Source organism: Streptomyces sp. NPDC054961 (genome assembly GCF_053609145.1).
This window is the reverse complement of the sequence record NZ_JBSGWY010000006.1, coordinates 167,763-185,638: the sequence shown is the minus strand read 5'-3', so window position 1 is coordinate 185,638 and position 17,876 is coordinate 167,763. Positions and strand designations below refer to the sequence as shown.

At 69.9% G+C, this 17,876-nt stretch carries 17 protein-coding genes and 1 riboswitch; of the genes, 4 read left to right on the top strand and 13 right to left on the bottom strand.

Translation table 11 applies throughout. The features are described 5' to 3' along the window. Positions 1–42: 42 nt before the first annotated feature. The gene (locus ACWF9Z_RS09105; protein ID WP_453599331.1) at positions 43–1,407 is read right to left on the bottom strand and encodes an NYN domain-containing protein; all 1,365 of its coding nucleotides are present in this window, start codon (positions 1,405–1,407) and stop codon (positions 43–45) included. Between the two features lie 40 nt (positions 1,408–1,447). Further along, positions 1,448–1,687: a hypothetical protein gene (locus tag ACWF9Z_RS09100; RefSeq protein WP_215027827.1), complete on the bottom strand. Its 240-nt coding sequence runs from the start codon at positions 1,685–1,687 to the stop codon at positions 1,448–1,450. 140 nt (positions 1,688–1,827) lie between these two features. On the opposite strand from ACWF9Z_RS09100, the gene ACWF9Z_RS09095 reads away from it, so the two are divergent. Next, entirely contained in the window at positions 1,828–2,550 is a 723-nt protein-coding gene (locus ACWF9Z_RS09095) for a rhomboid family intramembrane serine protease (RefSeq protein ID WP_453599208.1), read from the top strand. Further along, on the top strand, positions 2,547–2,828 hold the full coding sequence (locus tag ACWF9Z_RS09090) for an Lrp/AsnC ligand binding domain-containing protein (RefSeq protein WP_215027823.1): 282 nt from the start codon (positions 2,547–2,549) through the stop codon (positions 2,826–2,828). The genes ACWF9Z_RS09095 and ACWF9Z_RS09090 overlap by 4 nt, the downstream gene beginning before the upstream one ends. Positions 2,829–2,903: 75 nt before the next feature. Here ACWF9Z_RS09090 and ACWF9Z_RS09085 read toward each other — a convergent pair whose 3' ends face one another. The 7 genes from ACWF9Z_RS09085 to ctaE all read right to left on the bottom strand — a co-directional run bounded on the left by ACWF9Z_RS09085 (position 2,904) and on the right by ctaE (position 10,845). Next, positions 2,904–3,488: a ferredoxin gene (locus tag ACWF9Z_RS09085; protein ID WP_453599205.1), complete on the bottom strand. Its 585-nt coding sequence runs from the start codon at positions 3,486–3,488 to the stop codon at positions 2,904–2,906. Between the two features lie 13 nt (positions 3,489–3,501). Continuing rightward, positions 3,502–4,947 (bottom strand): aminotransferase class V-fold PLP-dependent enzyme, encoded by a 1,446-nt coding sequence (locus ACWF9Z_RS09080; RefSeq protein ID WP_453599203.1) that lies wholly within the window; start codon positions 4,945–4,947, stop codon positions 3,502–3,504. Positions 4,948–5,169: 222 nt separating this feature from the next. Then, a riboswitch (SAM riboswitch) is annotated at positions 5,170–5,286 on the bottom strand. 117 nt (positions 5,287–5,403) lie between these two features. Continuing rightward, on the bottom strand, positions 5,404–6,468 hold the full coding sequence (trpD, locus tag ACWF9Z_RS09075; RefSeq protein ID WP_453599200.1) for an anthranilate phosphoribosyltransferase: 1,065 nt from the start codon (positions 6,466–6,468) through the stop codon (positions 5,404–5,406). Between the two features lie 193 nt (positions 6,469–6,661). Next, entirely contained in the window at positions 6,662–8,287 is a 1,626-nt protein-coding gene (gene qcrB / locus ACWF9Z_RS09070) for a cytochrome bc1 complex cytochrome b subunit (RefSeq protein WP_453599197.1), read from the bottom strand. Next, complete coding sequence (gene qcrA / locus ACWF9Z_RS09065; RefSeq protein ID WP_453599194.1) at positions 8,284–9,342, bottom strand: cytochrome bc1 complex Rieske iron-sulfur subunit; 1,059 nt, start codon at positions 9,340–9,342, stop codon at positions 8,284–8,286. The genes qcrB and qcrA overlap by 4 nt, the downstream gene beginning before the upstream one ends. Further along, positions 9,339–10,148, bottom strand: coding sequence for a cytochrome bc1 complex diheme cytochrome c subunit (qcrC, locus tag ACWF9Z_RS09060; RefSeq protein ID WP_453599192.1), 810 nt, complete (start codon positions 10,146–10,148; stop codon positions 9,339–9,341). The genes qcrA and qcrC overlap by 4 nt, the downstream gene beginning before the upstream one ends. A gap of 76 nt (positions 10,149–10,224) precedes the next feature. Then, positions 10,225–10,845, bottom strand: coding sequence for an aa3-type cytochrome oxidase subunit III (gene ctaE, locus ACWF9Z_RS09055; RefSeq protein WP_453599189.1), 621 nt, complete (start codon positions 10,843–10,845; stop codon positions 10,225–10,227). Between the two features lie 211 nt (positions 10,846–11,056). Between ctaE and ACWF9Z_RS09050 the strand changes: the two genes are divergently transcribed. Beyond that, entirely contained in the window at positions 11,057–11,458 is a 402-nt protein-coding gene (locus tag ACWF9Z_RS09050) for a hypothetical protein (RefSeq protein ID WP_453599186.1), read from the top strand. Between the two features lie 90 nt (positions 11,459–11,548). Here the strand turns inward: ACWF9Z_RS09050 and ACWF9Z_RS09045 are convergent, their stop codons facing one another. The 4 genes from ACWF9Z_RS09045 to ctaC form a co-directional block, all read right to left on the bottom strand. Continuing rightward, entirely contained in the window at positions 11,549–12,796 is a 1,248-nt protein-coding gene (locus ACWF9Z_RS09045; protein ID WP_453599183.1) for an Ig-like domain-containing protein, read from the bottom strand. 144 nt (positions 12,797–12,940) lie between these two features. Next, positions 12,941–13,339 carry a cytochrome c oxidase subunit 4 gene (locus tag ACWF9Z_RS09040; RefSeq protein WP_453599180.1) on the bottom strand — a complete coding sequence of 133 codons (399 nt, stop codon included), beginning with the start codon at positions 13,337–13,339 and terminating at the stop codon, positions 12,941–12,943. Further along, positions 13,336–15,066 (bottom strand): aa3-type cytochrome oxidase subunit I, encoded by a 1,731-nt coding sequence (ctaD, locus tag ACWF9Z_RS09035; RefSeq protein ID WP_453599177.1) that lies wholly within the window; start codon positions 15,064–15,066, stop codon positions 13,336–13,338. The genes ACWF9Z_RS09040 and ctaD overlap by 4 nt, the downstream gene beginning before the upstream one ends. After that, on the bottom strand, positions 15,063–16,037 hold the full coding sequence (gene ctaC / locus ACWF9Z_RS09030) for an aa3-type cytochrome oxidase subunit II (RefSeq protein ID WP_453599174.1): 975 nt from the start codon (positions 16,035–16,037) through the stop codon (positions 15,063–15,065). Before ctaC ends, ctaD begins: the two co-directional genes overlap by 4 nt. Positions 16,038–16,331: 294 nt before the next feature. Between ctaC and ACWF9Z_RS09025 the strand changes: the two genes are divergently transcribed. Then, positions 16,332–17,711: an aminotransferase class V-fold PLP-dependent enzyme gene (locus ACWF9Z_RS09025; protein WP_453599171.1), complete on the top strand. Its 1,380-nt coding sequence runs from the start codon at positions 16,332–16,334 to the stop codon at positions 17,709–17,711. The last annotated feature ends 165 nt before the right edge of the window (positions 17,712–17,876 follow it).

Below are 17,876 nucleotides of genomic sequence, written 5' to 3'. Positions count from 1 at the left end.
GTCCCCCCGATCACATGCCAATTCCGGCATTCGGGCCAGGCCTTACGAAACGCGCGAAAGCCGCTTCAGGAGCAAGGCGGACGTCACCGGCCGCGCCCCGGCCTTCGCCACCCCGTCGGCGACCTCGCGGTCCGTGGAGACCACGACCACCGGCCGGCCCGGCGGCTCGGCGCGCACCAGCTGGCGGATCAGCTCGTCCGCCGTCACGCCCGCCTTCGAGAACAGCACCCGCACCCCGCGCGGCGGTGCGAGCAGCACCGGCGCCGCCAGCTCGGCCCCGTCGAAGACACAGGTCATCTCGGCGCCCGTCTGCGCGGCGAGCATCGACAGCCCGCCCAGCAGCCGCAGCCGCTGCTTCTCCAGCGGCATCGTCGGGTACCCGGTCTTGGTGACGTTGTAGCCGTCGACCACCAGATGGGCCTGAGGCAGCGCCAGCAACTGGTCCAGCAGCGCCGGGTCGGTCTCCGACAGGGCGCGCGCCGCGATGTCCTTCGGGGTCATCCGGCCCGGTTCCACCGCCTCCACCGTGTCCGCGGGCCGCGTGGAGACCGGCGGCAGCGCCAGCTCGCGGCGCAGCCCCGCCGCGGCGTCCAGCACGGTGTCCAGGAGCAGCCGCAGCCGCATGTCCTCGATGCTGCGGCCCTCGCGGGTGGCCCGGCGCGAGGTTTCCAGCGCCGTCTCCACCTCCGCGAGGCGGGACTTGAGCCGCCGGGTCTCGCTCTCGGCGGCGGCGACCCGCGCGGCCGCGTCGCCGCGGATCCCGTCGATCTCGGCGTTGATCTTGCGCAGGGCGGCGTCGCCCCGCTTCACGTCGCTGAGGGCGCTGCGCAGTTTGCGCTGAAGCGATTCCGCTTCCTTGCGGGCCGTCTCCAGCTCCGTGCGCACCTGGTCGCCGCCGGCCCGCTGCAGTTCCCGTACGTGGGCCAGCTCCTCGCGGAGCCGGTCCATCTCGCGACGGCTCTCCTCACCGACCCGCTCGGCGTCGGCGCGTTGCGCCTCCTCGCCCGCGGCGGCCACCAGCTTGACCCAGCCGGCCGGCCGCAGGACGTACGCGGCGGCCGCCACGTCCAGCGGATCGGCGGCGGCGGGCGGGGCGCCCGACTCCAGCGCCCCGGCCAGGTCGGAGTGCGCCTCGCGGAACTTCTCGGCGACCCGGCCCCGGAAGACGGGGTCGCCCTCCACGGCCGCGGCCATGGCGTTGCCCGCGAACTTGGCACGCCGGGTCGGGGTGAAACGGGCGTACTGGCGCAGCTGCGCCGGGAGGTCCGCGACCGTCAGACCGCCGAAGGCGTCCGACACGAGCGCGACGACCCGGCGCCGCACGCCTTCCGGCAGCGGGCGGTCGAGCACCTCGGCGGCGTCGTCGGCCGCGTCGGCCGGCTCAGCACCGCTTGCTGGCTCCACAATCCGTCACCCCTACCGTCATTCACCTGCGGACGGGGCTCCCTCAGGAGTCCGCGCCCGGCCTGTCCACGAGCTCGATCTGGTCCACCGCGTTGCACCAGCGGCAGCGCACCGACTCGATGGTCTCATTGACCACCTCGCGCTCCTCGACCTTGGGCTCCCCGGCGAGGTCCAGGTGGACGTACTCCACGACCTTCGACGAGCGGGTGACGTCGAAGCGCGTGAGGTTGCCGCAGAGGGTGCAGCGCCACCGGGTGGTGTCGGTCGGCTGGGGAACCGTCATCAGGCCGTTCTCTCCTTCAGTCTTTTGCGCGAACATACGTACGTGAGCGGGCGCGGGCGTGCGCACGCGGACGTGCGTAGCTCGTAACCCTACGGCCTGCCGCGCCCGCGGGTGGGTCCGGCTGGGTCATGCTCGATCGCATGATCGTAAAGTGGCGGGCCGTACGCGAGGCCGCACGGGGCCCGGTGATCACCCACACGCTGATCGCCGGCTGCTGCCTGGTGTTCCTGCTGAGCCCCGCGTCGGGGCTGAACCCGGTCTACGGAACGGGCGAGCGGCTGCTGGAGACGGGCACCGCGTACTTCCGGCGCTGGGGCGTGGTCCCCGACGAGCTGTTCGCCGGCTCCGGCCGGGCGCTGCTGACCCCGCTGACGGCCCTGTTCGTCCACGGCAGCTGGCTGCACCTGACGGGCAACATGCTCTTCCTCCACGTCTTCGGCGCGATGACGGAGCGGCGCATGGGCCGGGCGGGTTTCCTCTGCTTCTACGTCTGTACGGGCTACCTGGCCCTGGCGGCGTACGCGGCGGCCAACGCCTCCTCGGACCAGACCCTGGTCGGCGCGTCCGGGGCGATCTCGGCGGTGCTGGGGGCCTTCCTGTGCCTGTTCCCCGGGGCCCGGGTGACGAGCCTGTTCCCGTTCCTGTTCTTCCTCCCGCTGCGCTTCCCGGCGTGGATCGTCCTGCTGTTCTGGTTCGCCCTGCAGTGGTTCGCGGCGCAGCGGGCGGGAAGCGGCCCGGGAGTCGCCTATCTGGCCCACGTGGTGGGCTTCTCCGTGGGCTTCCTCTACGCGTGGGTCCGCTACCGGCGTGGGACTAGAGTGAGGCGACCTGTGACTGCCGGCGAGGGAGACAGCCAACCGTGATCACCGCGATCGTGCTCATCAAGACCAGCGTGGACCGGATCCCCGAGATCGCCGAGGCCATCGCGGCGCTGGAGAACGTCAGCGAGGTCTACTCCGTCACCGGTACGTACGACCTGATCGCGCTGGTGCGCGTGGCCCGTCACGAGGCGCTGGCCGATGTCATCCCCGGCCGCATCAGCAAGATCCCGGGCGTCGAGGCCACGGACACGCACGTGGCGTTCCGCACGTACTCCCAGCACGACCTGGAAGCGGCGTTCGCGATCGGCCTCGACGCGTAGGGCCTGGCCGGCCGGGACGGGGACGGGCCTGGGCTCCGCCCCGGGACCGGCCCTGCGGCCCGCCGGTGCCGCGCCTCAGGCTCCGCCGAGCACCGGCAGGCTCTCGCCCGGCCCGGCCGGGCGGCCTTCGGCCAGCCAGAAGACGTAGTCGCGCAGGTGCTCCTCGAGAGCGCCGTCGATGTACGCGGCGTAGGCACGGGCGCCGCCCGCGTCGTCCCGCCGGTCCTCGCGCGTCGAGGGCGACCAGGCCCGGTCCAGGGCCACGGCCCGCTCCCGCCACCAGTCGCGGACCAGCTCCGGGGTCCAGTGCGCGTCGCCGTCCCCGCCGTAGGCCCCGAAGACCTCACACTCCCCCGCGCAGATCAGGTCGTACACCTCCTGCGGCGTACGGGGCTGGCGGTAGACGAACTCGTGGCCGCTGCAGCCGTCGTCGTACAGCACGTGCGCGGGTGCGCAGTGACGACCCGTCCAGCAGCTGTCGGTTTCCGACGCGTAGAACGGGCCCGGGACGCTGCGCCAGTCCCGGTCGGCCCACGCGTGGTACGCGGGCCCCGCGGGGCCGCTCCAGTCGTGCAGCACCGGGCGGGCCCCGGGTCCCCACTGGGGCAGCGGCTGGCCGACGATCGCGCGGGCGGTGGGCATCGGGTCCCCGTACGTCATGACCGGCAGGGTGTCAGACGGCCGGGACGCAACGGCCCTCTTCGGTGCGGTACTGCCACTTCGCGCCGTCCGCGACGAGCTCCTTGACTGCGCGGACGAACCGCTCGACGTGCTCGTCGGGGGTGCCGGCGCCGAAGCTGACGCGGATCGCGTTCAGCGAGCGCTCCCCCGGCGCCGTTTCCGGGGCCCCGCACTCGCCCTGGGCCTGCGGCTCGCTGCCGAGCAGGGTGCGCACCAGCGGGTGGGCGCAGAACAGGCCGTCGCGGACGCCGATGCCGTACTCGGCGGAGAGCGCGGCCGCGAAGTGGGAGCTGTTCCAGCCGTCCACCACGAAGGAGATGACGCCCACGCGGGGGGCGTCGTCGCCGAAGAGGGACAGGACGCGGACCGCGGGGACCTCGGCGAGGCCCTCGCGGACCCTGGCGATGAGCTGCCGTTCGCGGGCCACCAGGTTCTCGAAGCCGGCCTCGTTCAGCGCCTTGCAGGCGGAGGCGATGGAGTACACGCCGATGACGTTCGGGGAGCCGGCCTCGTGGCGCGCGGCCGTGGTGTGCCACTCGACGTCCACGCCGCCGTCCTCGCGGCGGGCCACCTTGCGCGAGGCGCCGCCGCCGGCGAGGTACGGCTCCGCCTCCTGCAGCCAGTCCGCGCGGCCGGCGAGCACGCCCGAGCCGAAGGGCGCGTAGAGCTTGTGACCGGAGAAGGCCACCCAGTCCACGTCGAGCTCCCGCACGGAGACGGGGTGGTGCGGGGCCAGCTGGGCGGCGTCCAGGACGATGCGCGCGCCGTGCGCGTGGGCGGCGGCGGCGAGTTCCCTCACCGGCCACAGCTCGCCGGTGACGTTGGACGCGCCGGTGACGCACACGAGGGCGGGGCCGTAGGGGTCGCGGCCGGCGAGCGCCCGCTCCAGGGTGGCGACGGCCTCGTCCGGGGTGCGCGGGGCGTTGAGGTAGGTGACCCGCGCGTTCGTCCAGGGCAGCAGCGAGGCGTGGTGCTCGGTCTCGAAGACGAAGACCTGGCAGTCGGCCGGGAGCACGGCGGCGAGCAGGTTGAGGGAGTCGGTGGTGGACCGGGTGAAGACCACCTGGTCGCCGGGGCGGCAGTCGAGGAACTCGGCGACCGTGACCCGGCTCTGCTCGAACAGGTCGGTGGAGAGCTGCGAGAGGTAGCCGGCGCCGCGGTGCACGCTGCCGTAGTACGGGGCGTACGCGGCCACGTCGTCCCAGACGCGCTGCAGGGCGGGGGTGCTGGCCGCGTAGTCGAGGGCGGCGTAGGTGACCTCGCCGCCGGTGACGAGGGGGACGGTCACGTCACGGCCGAGGACCGCCAGCGGCTCGGCACGGGCGGGGCCGACGGCGGCCTCGGCCGCAGCGGTGGTGGCGGCAGCGGTGGTGGTGGCAGCGGTGGCGGCAGCGGTGGCGGCGGCAGCGGTGGCGGCGGAGTTCAGGGCAGCGGACATGGCGGAATCTCCCGGCAGGCAGGTCTGAATGGCTTCGGTGTGCCCGTACGCGGGTACGACTCGGCTCGGCGGCCGGGGACCGGGGTACGGGAAGTCCTCGGACCGCTCCGGGTACACGGAAGTGACCCTTGGTCCGAGGGTGGAAGAGGGGCTGAGTCGCCCTATCGCATTCGCTTGCTCACGGAAACGCTCCTCGAGAGACCAGGACCCCTGGTGTCGAGGGATCCGCGCTTGCCGTAGGCCTTGCTGCCTACGACCTGGTCATCACCCGGGGCACCCCGCCACGGAAGGAGGGTTGCCGGACAGCAAGCCGGGGCCTAAACGCTGTCACTCGTGACCTGTTCAGCATCCTGCCACATGATCCCCCCGGCGCAAGACCCCGGTCCGAATGGCGGACCGGGGCCGTGGCGCGAAACGATCAGTCGGAATCGGGCGCTCCGGAGGCCGCCCGGCGGGCTACGCGTTGCTCGCCGCCACCCAGCGCTCCAGCGCCGCCCGCGCCGCACCCGAGTCGACCGACTCCGCCGCACGGGCGATGCCGGCCGCGAGCTGCTCCTCCAACGTGCCCGTACCCGGGTCCAGCGCCACCAGGGCCGCGGCCGAGTTCAGCAGGACGGCGTCGCGGACCGGGCCCGTCTCCCCGGCCAGCAGGCGGCGGGCCACGTCCGCGTTGAACGCGGGGTCCCCGCCGCCCAGGGCGGACACGTCCACCAGGGAGATGCCCACGTCGCGCGGGTCGAAGGACTGCTCGGAGACCTTCCCGTCGCGCACCCACCACACCCGCGAGGTGGCGGTCGTGGTCAGCTCGTCCAGACCGTCGTCACCGCGGAACACCAGCGCGGACGAACCCCGCTCGGCGAGTACGCCCGCCACGATCGGGGCCACCCGGGCATCGGCGACACCGGTGGCCTGGGCCCGCACCCGGGCCGGATTGGTCAGCGGGCCGAGGAAGTTGAAGGTGGTGCGGATGCCCAGTTCCTTGCGCGCGGCCGCCACGTGCCGCAGCGCCGGGTGGAACTTCACGGCGAAGCAGAAGGTGATGCCGGCCTCCTCCGCGACCCGCACGACCCGCTCGGGGGTGAGGTTGAGGTTGACGCCGAGCTGCTCCAGGACGTCCGAGGACCCGCTCGCGGAGGACGCGGCCCGGTTGCCGTGCTTGACCACCTTCGCACCCGTGCCGGCCACCACGAGCGCCGACATCGTGGAGATGTTCACCGTCTTGGCCCCGTCGCCGCCCGTGCCGACGATGTCCACCGTCCGGCCCGGCACCTCGATCAGGTTGGCGTGGTCGTACATGGCCCGCACCAGACCGTTGATCTCCGCGATGGTCTCGCCCTTGGCCCGCAGCGCGACCGCGAAGCCGGCGATCTGGGCGTCGGTGGCCTCTCCGCGCATGATCCGGTCCATCGCCCAGGCCGTGTCGTCGGCGCTGAGGTCCCGGCCGGTCAGCAGGGCGTCGAGGACGCCCGGCCAGCCACGGGCCGCCACGCTGTCGCCGCCTGCCGGGGTCACAACGTTCATGGTCCGCTCCTGCTGCTGGTCGGCCGTCCGATGCCGGGGCCCACGTCGAATGGGAAGGGCTTCAGCCTATCCAGCCCCGGAGACGGCAAAGAGCCCCGTCCAGACGCTGGACGGGGCTCCCGCTGTGGCGACACCAGGACTGACCGAAATCAGTCCCTCGAACGATCAGACGATCAGACTGTGACGCAGGGGATCAGTGGTGGCCGTGGCCGCTCTGGATCTCCTTGTACTCCTCCACCGTGGGCTTCGGAATCTGGTTGTTCTCCCCGTAGTAGCCCTTGTTGAGCTTCACGCGGAGCTTCTCGATGCGGCCGACCTTGCGCTCGACGCCGTTCTCGTCGACCAGCGGGCCGATCTCGGCCGGCTCGTACTGCTCGTACGAGGTCAGCGTGTGCAGCTGGCCCTGCGAGAGCGGCTCGTGGACCTCGATGAACTCACCGTGCGGCAGGCGCTTGATGATGCCGGTCTCGCGACCGTGCAGCACCTTGTCCCGGTCCCGGCGCTGGAGGCCGAGGCAGATGCGCTTGGTGATGACGAACGCGATGACCGGACCCACGAAGAACGCGATGCGGGCGAACCAGGTGATCGAGTTGATCGACAGGTGGAAGTACTGCGCGAACATGTCGTTTCCACCGGCGATCAGCAGGACGACGTACCACGTCAGCCAGGCCACGCCGAAGCCCGTGCGGGTCGGGGCGTTGCGCGGGCGGTCCAGGATGTGGTGCTCGCGCTTGTCGCCGGTGACCCAGGACTCGATGAACGGGTACACCGCGATCGCGGCCAGGACCATCGGGAAGATCACCAGCGGGATGAACACGCCCAGGACGAGCGTGTGGCCCCACAGGTTGATCTCCCAGCCGGGCATGGCACGGATCAGGCCTTCGGAGAAGCCCATGTACCAGTCGGGCTGCGCACCGGTGGACACGTTGTCCGGGCGGTACGGGCCGAGCGCCCAGATCGGGTTGATCGAGGCGATCGCCGCGATGGCCGCGATGACGCCGAAGACCAGGAAGAAGAAGCCTCCGGCCTTGGCCATGTAGACCGGGAGCAGCGGCATGCCGACGACGTTCTTCTCCGTCTTGCCGGGGCCCGCGAACTGGGTGTGCTTGTGGTAGAAGACCAGGATCAGGTGGGCCACCAGCAGGCCCATCATGATGCCGGGCAGCAGCAGGATGTGGACCGAGTAGAACCGGGACACGAAGTCGCCGCCGGGGAACTCGCCGCCGAAGAGGAAGAACGACAGGTACGTGCCGACGACCGGCACGGACAGGAGCGCGCCCTCCATGAAGCGGACACCGGTGCCCGAGAGCAGGTCGTCCGGCAGGGAGTAACCGGTGAAACCGGTGAACATGCCGAGGACCAGCAGCAGGAAGCCGAAGATCCAGTTGACCTCGCGCGGCTTGCGGAAGGCGCCCGTGAAGAAGACGCGCATCATGTGCACGAGCATCGCGGCGACGAAGATCAGCGCCGACCAGTGGTGGATCTGCCGGATGAGCAGACCGCCGCGGATGTCGAAGCTGATGTCGAGCGTCGACTTGAACGCCTCCGACATCAGGACGCCCTGCATGGGCACGTACGAGCCGTCGTAGACGACCTCGTTCATGCTCGGGTGGAAGAACAGCGTCAGGTACACACCCGTGAGGATGAGGATGACGAAGCTGTAGAGGCAGATCTCACCGAGCATGAAGGACCAGTGGTCCGGGAAGATCTTGCGCATGTTGGCCTTGGCCAGGCTGTAGATGCCCAGCCGGCCGTCCGCCCAGTCGGCCACGCGCTCGCCGGCCGGAGCTTTGCGCTCGGTTTCAGTGGCAGTGCTCATCCGCGCTCCCAGAATGCAGGACCGACGGGCTCTTCGAAGTCGCCGAGCGCCTCGAGGAAACCTTCGTCATTGACGCCGATCCGCAGCTGCGGGAGCGCGTGACCAGCCGGGCCGAAGATGACTCGGGCGCCGTCGGAGAGGTCGAAGGTGGACTGGTGGCACGGGCAGAGCACGTGGTGCGTCTGCTGCTCGTACAGGCTGATCGGGCAGCCGACGTGGGTGCAGATCTTCGAGTAGGCCACGATGCCCTCGTGGGACCACTCCAGCTCCTGCTTGTCCTTGATGTCCTCCGGCTTGATGCGGACGATCATCAGGGCAGCCTTGGCGATCTGCTTCTGGAAGTCGTGCTGGTCCTCTTCCAGGCCTTCCGGCATGGCGAAGGTCAGCGAACCGACGGGCACGTCCTCGGGACGCAGCGGCTCGTTGGTGTTCTGGTTGATGAGCAGCTTGCCCTTGGCCCAGATCGTCTTGCGGAGCTTGTCCTCGGGCAGCGGGCCCAGGTCGCGCAGGATCACGACGGCGGAGAGCGGCAGCAGGGCCAGCGCACCGAACATCGTGTTGCGGATCAGCGGGCGGCGGCCGATGGCCGACTCGCGCGCGCCGTCCGCGAAGTCCTGCATGACCTGCGCCTTGACCTCGGCCGGGGCCGCGATCTCGTGACGCTCGGCGGCGACCTCTACGTCGGACATCAGGGTGCGGGCCCAGTGGACCGCGCCCGCGCCGATGCAGAAGAGAGCCGTACCGAGGGTCATGCCCAGGGCGAAGTTGAGACCGCTCACCTTCCCGACGGGGAAGATGTAAACGATCTTGTCGACGGGGATGGTCACGAACGCGGTGATGAATCCGATCGTGGCCAGCATCGACAGGGTGAACAGGAGGGCCACCGTGCGCTCGGACCGCTTCGCGGCCCGCTCGTCGATGTCCTGGATGCGCGGCCTGTGAACCGGGAGGCCCGGGTCGGCGAACGGGTCGTCCGCCAGTGCCACGCCACCGTGGTGCGCGTCGCCCTGCTCGCTCGGCAGGTGCTTCTCTTCGGGAATGTCTTGGCTACTCATGACTTCTTGGCCTTAGCGGTGTGGGCCGCGACCCAGACGGCGACAGCGATCAGCGCACCCAGACCGAAGATCCAGCCGAACAGACCCTCGGAGACGGGGCCGAGGCCACCGAGCTTGAGGCCACCGGGGCTGGTCGACTTCTCGCCGTTCACGTTCTGGATGTACGCGATGATGTCCTTCTTCTGCTTCTCCGGCATGGTCGTGTCGGGGAAGGAGGGCATGTTCTGCGGGCCGGTGATCATGGCCTCGTAGACGTGCTTCGGTTCGACGCCCTCAAGGCTCGGGGCGTACTTGCCGGTCGTCAGAGCGCCGCCCTCGCCGGTGAAGTTGTGACACTGCGCGCAGTTGTTGCGGAACAGCTCACCACCCTTGGCGATGTCGGCACCCGCCGGGTCGTACTGCTTCTCTGTCGGCACGCTGGGGCCGGCTCCGAGAGACGCGATGTACGCAGCCAGCTGGTCGGTCTGCGCCTGGGTGTAGATGACGGGCTTCTTCGGCACCTGGGCGCCGGGCTGCTGGGCGGGCATACGGCCCGTGCTCACCTGGAAGTCGACGGCTGCGGAGCCGACGCCGACCAGGCTCGGGCCGTCAGAGGAACCCTGACCGCCGGTTCCGTGGCAGCTTGCGCAGCCGACGGCGTAGAGCTTCTGGCCCTCCTCGATGGCGAGGGACTGGGCGGTTTCGTCCGCCTGCGCATTGCCCGCGGGCGCGAAGGCGGCGTACAGCCCCCCGGTGACCGCCAGCGCGAAGAGTAGAACGACGACCGCCGCCAGCGGATGGCGTCGTCGTGCGGAGAGCTTTTTCACGGATTACCCCGGTGTCAGGATCTTCTGCGTCGGTGTGCCTGGATGGAGTGCCGGGACGGGCCCGGCGACGTGTTCGCTACTTGATCAGGTAGATCGTCGCGAAGAGGCCGATCCAGACGACGTCGACGAAGTGCCAGTAGTAGGACACGACGATGGCCGACGTGGCCTGTTCGTGGGTGAACCTCTTGGCCGCGTACGTCCGGCCGAGGACCAGCAGGAAGGCGATGAGACCGCCCGTCACGTGCAGACCGTGGAAACCGGTGGTCAGGTAGAACACCGATCCGTACGGTCCGGACGAGAGGGAGATGCCCTCGTGCTTGACCAGCTCGGTGTACTCGAACACCTGGCCGCCAATGAAGATCGCACCCATGACGAACGTGATGATGAACCACGTCCTGAGCTTCTTCACGTCACCGCGCTCGGCGGCGAATACGCCGAGCTGGCAGGTGAGCGAAGACAGCACCAGGATCGTCGTGTTCGTCGCCGAGAAGGGCAGGTTCAGGAACGAAGCCTGTTCTGCCCAGTACTCGGGTCCTGTCACGGATCGCAGGGTGAAGTACATCGCGAAGAGGGCCGCGAAGAACATCAGCTCGGAACTCAACCAGATGATGGTTCCGACGCTGACGAGGTTCGGCCTGTTGACCGTCGGGTGCGCGTGCCCGGTATCTACTGTCGTTGCTGTCGCCACGACCGACATTATGTCGGTCCCTTATCCCGCCCTCACCCCGGGGGGTGCCGTTCGGAGTGTCAGGGCCGTGTGCAAGGCCCGAACGGCCCATCAGATCGGCCCCGGGAAGTCTTCGCGGGATCTGCGGGCGAGGCTGCGCGAACCGATGTGGGCGGCGGGCCGGACGGAGTAGCATCCCGCGCAACATCAGCGTTTTTCACGGGACACGTGGAGGAACGAAATGCGGGCGACTGCGCGGGTTCTGGTCTACAGCGACGACGCGGGCACCCGGGAGCAGGTGCGGCTGGCGGCCGGGCGCAGGCCGGCCGCGGACCTGCCGCCGGTGGAGTTCCTGGAGTGCGCCACGCTGGATGCCGTGTTGAGCCAGCTGGACGCGGGCGGCATCGACGTGTGCGTGCTGGACGGCGAGGCGGTTCCGGCCGGCGGCATGGGCGTGTGCCGGCAGATCAAGGACGAGATCTTCAAGTGTCCGCCGGTCCTGCTCCTGATGGGCCGTCCGCAGGACGCCTGGCTGGCCACGTGGAGCCGCGCGGACGCGGCCGTCACCCTTCCGGTGGATCCGGTGGACTTCGCGCAGTCCCTGGCGGGTCTCCTGCGCGCGCGGCTCTCCCCGGCGGCCTAGGAGCCCCGTACGGCCCCTGCCGGGGCGCGGGAGACCTTGTGGGTCCCCTGCGCCCCGGCAGGGGCCGTACGGGCTCTCCTGCCCCGGTGGTTACACCTGGGGGCGCAGGCGCGCCCGGTCGACGGGGCTGCGGCCCTCCTGGGTGTCCTTGAGGAGGGCGCTGCCCTGGCGCCAGTCCTTCCAGTCCAGGTTCCAGTCGCCGTAGCCGTTGCCGAAGTTGTCCATGTCGTCGCCGATGCTGTTGATCACCTTGACGATGTCGCCCTCGGTGATGTTCTCGTAGAACCAGGCGGCGTTGCCCGTGCTCATGCCGGTACAGCCGTGGCTGACGTTCTCGTAGCCCTGGGAGCCGACGGACCACGGCGCGGCGTGGACGTATTCACCACTCCAGGTGACGCGAGTCGCGTAGTAGACGGGCAGGTTGTAGTACTCGCTGCCCCCGATGCCGACCGTGTCGCCGCGCATCTGCACGTAGTACTGCTTGCCGAGGACCACCTTGACGCCGTTGCGGGTGGAGAAGCCCGGCTTTCCGGTGGTCACCGGAATGGTGTTGATCACTTCTCCGTTGCGCTTGAACGTGAGGTAGTGCGAGGCGGCGTCCGTGGTGACCTCGACGCGGTCGCCGATCTCCAGCTTCAGCGGCTTCGAGGCGGCTCCGTGGAACTCGTCGGAGATCTTGACGCCCTCCAGGTTGCTCCGGACGGACACCGTGGTGTTGGCGGGCCAGTAGTCCTTGGGCCGGTAGTGGAGCGTCTTGTCGTCCACCCAGTACCAGGCGCCGACGGCCTCGGACGGGGCGTCGACGATCAAGCCCCGTTCGATGACGGCGCGGGCGGCCTTGTCCTTCACGGGTTCGTTGAGTTCGGCCGTGAGGGGTTGGCCGACGCCGTACTTGCCCTCCTCCGGGCCGAATTCGACCTTGAGGACCTTCTTGGCCGGGGTGGTGTCGAAAGAGAGCCTGCGCTGCCCCGGGGCCCCTCGCTCGTCCTCGGTGCTGACGACGACGTCGTAGCGGACGCCGGCGGCCATCGGCGCGGTGCTGTGCCAGCGGTCGCCCGCGGCGGACAGCTCGCCGGCGAGCCGGCGGCCGTGGGTGTCCACGGCGCTCACGTCGGTGATGCGGCCCTCGCCGCTCTTGGCGGTGACCTCCAGGGGCCGGTCCGGATCGACGGGGCGACTCCCGGCGGACTGGTTGAAGGCGATCTGATGGCCCGCGTCGTAGGGGCGGGCAGACAGCGGGTTCTTGTCGCCGGACCCGCATGCGGTGGCGCCGGCCCCGAGGGACGCGACCAGCAGGGAGCAGCCGATGACCGTCCAAAGACGCGGTGACTGGTTCATGGAGTCAACGCTATGAAGATATGACAATTACGGCGCGCGGGATGACTGCAAACGAGGGGCCCGGACTCCTCCATCGGAGGTGTCCGGGCCCCTGGTCCCACGGTGCGGCCGCCGCCTGGGCGGCGGCCGCGCGCGCGGGTGCGGCTACTGGTTCTGGTTCTCGCCGCGGTAGTACTCGTACACCCAGCCCCACAGGCCGATCAGGATGAGCGGGGCCGAGAAGTACATGAGCCACCATCCGAAGATGACGCCCATGAAGGCGAACGCGCCGCCGATGGCCAGCGAGAGCGGCTGCCAGCTGTGCGGGGAGAAGAACCCCAGCTCGCCCGCCTCGTCGGCCACCTCGGCCTCGAGGTTGTCCTGGGCCATCTCGTCCACGCGCTTGGCCGTGAAGGCCAGGTAGTAGCCGATCATGACGCTCAGGCCGAAGGCCAGGAAGAGCGCGGTGGTACCGACGGGCTCCTTCGACCACACGCCGTACACGACGGCCATGATCAGGATGAAGAAGGAGAGCCAGAGGAACATCTTGCCCTGGATCTTCACTTGCCGGCCTCCTTGCCGCCGGTGACTGCCGTGGTACCGGCGCCGTGGTCCGCGAGGTGGTCGAGGGCCGCGATCTCCGGGTGGTGCAGGTCGAACGCCGGGGACTCGGAACGGATCCGCGGCAGGGTGAGGAAGTTGTGCCGCGGCGGCGGGCAGGACGTCGCCCACTCGAGCGAACGGCCGTAACCCCACGGGTCGTCGACCTCGACCTTCTTGCCGTACTTGGCCGTCTTCCAGACGTTGTACATGAACGGAAGCATCGACAGGCCGAGCAGGAAGGAGCTGATCGTGGAGATCGTGTTCAGCGTGGTGAAGCCGTCGGCCGCGAGGTAGTCCGCGTAACGGCGCGGCATGCCCTCGACACCCAGCCAGTGCTGCACCAGGAAGGTGCCGTGGAAGCCGGTGAACAGCGTCCAGAAGGTGATCTTGCCGAGGCGCTCGTCCAGCATCTTGCCCGTCATCTTCGGCCACCAGAAGTGGAAGCCGGCGAACATCGCGAAGACCACGGTGCCGAAGACGACGTAGTGGAAGTGCGCGACGACGAAGTACGAGTCGGAGACGTGGAAGTCCATCGGGGGCGAGGCCAGGATGACGCCGGTCAGACCACCGAAGGTGAAGGTGACCAGGAAGCCGATCGTCCAGAGCATCGGGGTCTCGAAGGACAGCGAGCCCTTCCACATGGTGCCGATCCAGTTGAAGAACTTCACACCGGTCGGTACCGCGATCAGGAAGGTCATGAAGGAGAAGAACGGCAGCAGCACACCGCCGGTGACGTACATGTGGTGGGCCCACACCGTCACCGAGAGGCCGGCGATCGAGATCGTCGCGGCGATCAGGCCGATGTAACCGAACATCGGCTTGCGCGAGAAGACCGGGATGACCTCGGAAACGATGCCGAAGAACGGTAGCGCGATGATGTACACCTCTGGATGCCCGAAGAACCAGAAGAGGTGTTGCCATAGCAGGGCGCCGCCGTTGGCCGCGTCGAAGACGTGCGCACCGAACTTCCGGTCGGCCTCCAGCGCGAAGAGCGCGGCGGCCAGCACCGGGAAGGCGAGCAGGACCAGGACACCGGTCAGCAGCACGTTCCAGGTGAAGATCGGCATGCGGAACATCGTCATGCCGGGGGCGCGCATGCAGATGATCGTGGTGATGAAGTTGACCGAGCCGAGGATCGTACCGAAGCCCGAGAAGGCCAGACCCATGATCCACATGTCGGCGCCGATGCCCGGCGAGCGGACGGCGTCCGACAGCGGGGAGTAGGCGAACCAGCCGAAGTCGGCGGCACCCGAGGGGGTGACGAAGCCGGCCACCGCGATGGTCGAACCGAAGAGGTACAGCCAGTACGCGAACATGTTCAGCCGCGGGAACGCCACGTCGGGCGCGCCGATCTGCAGCGGCATGATCCAGTTGGCGAAACCGGCGAACAGCGGGGTCGCGAACATCAGCAGCATGATCGTGCCATGCATGGTGAACGCTTGGTTGAACTGCTCGTTCGACATGATCTGCGTGCCCGGACGGGCCAGCTCGGCGCGCATGAAGAGCGCCATGATCCCGCCGATGATGAAGAACACGAACGATGTGACCAGGTACATCGTGCCGATGGTCTTGTGGTCGGTCGTGGTCATCCACTTCACGACCACGTTGCCCGGCTGCTTGCGCCGCACCGGCAGCTCGTTCTCATACGAGTCGGCGGCGGCACCCTGAGATTCGTTGAGGATGCTCACAGTTTGTTCACTTCCGCATTCCGGGCCGGGTCGGTCTGCTGGATGCCGGCCGGGAGGTAGCCGGTCTGACCCTTCTCCGCCAGCTCCTTCAGGTGCGCCCGGTACGCCTCGGGCGAGACCACCTTGACGTTGAAGAGCATCCGGGAGTGGTCGACTCCGCAGAGTTCGGCGCACTTGCCCATGAAGGTGCCTTCTTGGGACGGGATGACCTCGAAGACGTTGGTGTGCCCCGGGATCACGTCCTGCTTGAACAGGAAGGGGACCACCCAGAAGGAGTGGATGACGTCGTTCGACGACAGGATGAACCGGACCTTCTCGCCCTTGGGGAGCCAGAGGGTCGGACCCGGGTTGCCGGTCTGCGGGTTCCGGTCGCCGGGGACACCCTTGGTGTAGACGCCTTCGGCGCCCGCGGGGAAGTCCTTGGTGAAGCGGTCCGGGATGGAGGCGAGTTCCTTCGGAACCTCGCCCGCCTTCGGGGTGGCCGCGTCGCCGTCGACGTTCTCGATGTAGTTGAAGCCCCAGCTCCACTGGTAGCCGACCACGTTGATCGTGTGCGGCGGCTTGGGGGTGAGGGCGAGCAGCTTCGATTCATCGCGCGCGGTGAAGTAGAACAGCACCGAGACGATGATGAGCGGAACCACGGTGTACAGCGCCTCGATGGGCATGTTGTACCGGGTCTGCGCGGGGATCTCGATCTTCGTCCGGCTGCGCCGGTGGAAGATGACGCTCCACAGGATCAGGCCCCACACCAGGATGCCCGTGATGAGCGCGGCCGCCCAGGATCCCTGCCACAGGGAAAGGATGCGCGGCGCCTCCTCGGTGACCGGAGTCGGCATTCCGAGGCGGGGGAAGTCTTGCCATGTATACGAGCAACCAGTGGCGGTCGCCAGGACCGCGCCCGCAGTCAGCGCCTGCAGCAGCTTCCGCCGCATCGGGCGCCGCGGCGAGCGGTCGGAGCCGTAGGGACTCACGTAGCGCCTTCCCGAGAGTCTCGGCCCGCGCGGCCGGCCGCGGCCGTATTCGGGTCGGTCGCCGGCCCTGACGCAGGCAGGGGTTTGGATGTTTATGCGGACCAAACCCTACTGGACGCTATTTGGGGTCGCGCGGGGAGGGTGCCCAACGCGCCGTTACTGACCCCGAAGGGATGGATCCGCCGTACGGGGGACGGCCCAACCCGCCCCGAATGGCAGCATCCGGGCGACATCTGACGGCCCCTGACCTCGGCCGGAGGCCGGGCCGGCGGGGCCGCCGGTTAGCGTGACCGGATGCCGTACTTCGACACCGCGTCCGCCGCCCCGCTGCACCCCGTGGCCCGGCAGGCGCTCCAGGCCTCCCTCGACGAGGGCTGGGCCGACCCCGCCCGGCTGTACCGCGAAGGGCGGCGCGCCCGGCTGCTGCTGGACGCGGCCCGGGAGGCGGCGGCGGAGTCCGTGGGCTGCCGTCCCGACGAGCTCGCTTTCACTCCTTCGGGGACGCATGCGGTTCACTCGGGCATGGCGGGGGTGCTCGCGGGGCGCCGACGCGTCGGCGGGCACCTGGTCGTATCGGCGGTGGAACACAGTTCCGTACTCCACGCGGCGGAGCTGCACGCGGCGGGCGGCGGCCTGGTGAGCGAGGTCCCCGTGGACCGGCTCGGCCGGGTCTCGCCCTCCTCCTACGGGGACTTGGTGCGCCCGGACACCGCGCTGGCCTGTCTCCAGTCGGCCAACCACGAAGTGGGCACGCTGCAGCCGGTGGCCGAGGTGGCCGAGCTCTGCGGGGCGGCCGGGGTGCCGCTGTTGGTGGACGCGGCCCAGTCGCTGGGCTGGGGGCCCGTCGAGGGAGCCTGGTCCGTGCTGTGCGCGAGCGCCCACAAATGGGGCGGGCCGGCCGGGGTCGGCCTGCTGGCGGTCCGCAAGGGGGTCCGCTTCTCCCCCCAAGGCCCCTCCGACGAAAGGGAGTCGGGCCGCTCCCCCGGCTTCGTCAACCTGCCGGCGGTCGTCGCGGCGGCCGCCTCCCTGCGGGCGGTGCGGGCCGAGGCGGAAGCGGAGGCCGCGCGGCTGCGGACCCTGGTCGACCGGCTGCGGCGGCGGGTGGCCCGGCTGGTCCCGGACGTGGAGGTGGTGGGCCACCCCGACCTCCGGCTGCCGCACCTGGTCACCTTCTCCTGCCTGTACGTGGACGGCGAGACGCTGCTCCACGAGCTCGACCGGGCGGACTACTCCGTGTCCTCGGGCTCCTCGTGCACCAGCTCGACGCTGACCCCGTCCCACGTCCTGCGGGCGATGGGGGTGCTGTCGGAGGGAAACGTACGGGTGTCCCTGCCACCGGGCACCACGGCGGCGGAGGTCAACGGCTTCCTGGAGGTCCTGCCGGGGCTGGTGGCGGGCGTCCGCGAACGGCTGGGCGTGACGCAGCCGGCCGAGTCGCTGCCGGAGGCGGACTCCCTGGAGCTGGACGCGCTGGGGCTCCGCTGCCCGCAGCCGGTGATCGAGCTGGCGCGGGCGATCGGGCGGGTGCCGGTCGGGGGGACGGTGACGGTCCTGTCCGACGACGAGGTCGCGCGGCTGGACATCCCGGCGTGGTGCGCGATGCGGGGCCAGCAGTACGTGGGCGAATCCCCCCGCCCCGGGGGCGTGGCGTACACGGTCCGCCGCACGGCGTAGCCGCTCGCGGGGCCCGCCCCCGCCCGCCCCCGTGCCGTTCCCGGGTGACGCCCCGGCCCCCCCCGGGGGGCGGGGGGGGGCCCGCGGGGGGGGGGGGGGGCCCCCCCGCCCGCCGCGGGCTGCCCCTGGTTGGGGGCGGGCGCCCGCGGCGCCGCCTGGGCCGGG

Coding starts and splice junctions, on each gene's coding strand:
- ACWF9Z_RS09080 (WP_453599203.1), bottom strand. CDS start 4,947: ATGTCCGCTGCCCTGAACTCCGCCGCCACCGCTGCCGCCGCCACCGCT.
- ACWF9Z_RS09045 (WP_453599183.1), bottom strand. CDS start 12,796: ATGAACCAGTCACCGCGTCTTTGGACGGTCATCGGCTGCTCCCTGCTG.
- ACWF9Z_RS09085 (WP_453599205.1), bottom strand. CDS start 3,488: ATGACGTACGGGGACCCGATGCCCACCGCCCGCGCGATCGTCGGCCAG.
- qcrB (WP_453599197.1), bottom strand. CDS start 8,287: ATGAGCACTGCCACTGAAACCGAGCGCAAAGCTCCGGCCGGCGAGCGC.
- ACWF9Z_RS09025 (WP_453599171.1), top strand. CDS start 16,332: ATGCCGTACTTCGACACCGCGTCCGCCGCCCCGCTGCACCCCGTGGCC.
- ACWF9Z_RS09095 (WP_453599208.1), top strand. CDS start 1,828: ATGATCGTAAAGTGGCGGGCCGTACGCGAGGCCGCACGGGGCCCGGTG.
- trpD (WP_453599200.1), bottom strand. CDS start 6,468: ATGAACGTTGTGACCCCGGCAGGCGGCGACAGCGTGGCGGCCCGTGGC.
- ctaE (WP_453599189.1), bottom strand. CDS start 10,845: ATGTCGGTCGTGGCGACAGCAACGACAGTAGATACCGGGCACGCGCAC.
- ACWF9Z_RS09100 (WP_215027827.1), bottom strand. CDS start 1,687: ATGACGGTTCCCCAGCCGACCGACACCACCCGGTGGCGCTGCACCCTC.
- ACWF9Z_RS09050 (WP_453599186.1), top strand. CDS start 11,057: ATGCGGGCGACTGCGCGGGTTCTGGTCTACAGCGACGACGCGGGCACC.
- qcrA (WP_453599194.1), bottom strand. CDS start 9,342: ATGAGTAGCCAAGACATTCCCGAAGAGAAGCACCTGCCGAGCGAGCAG.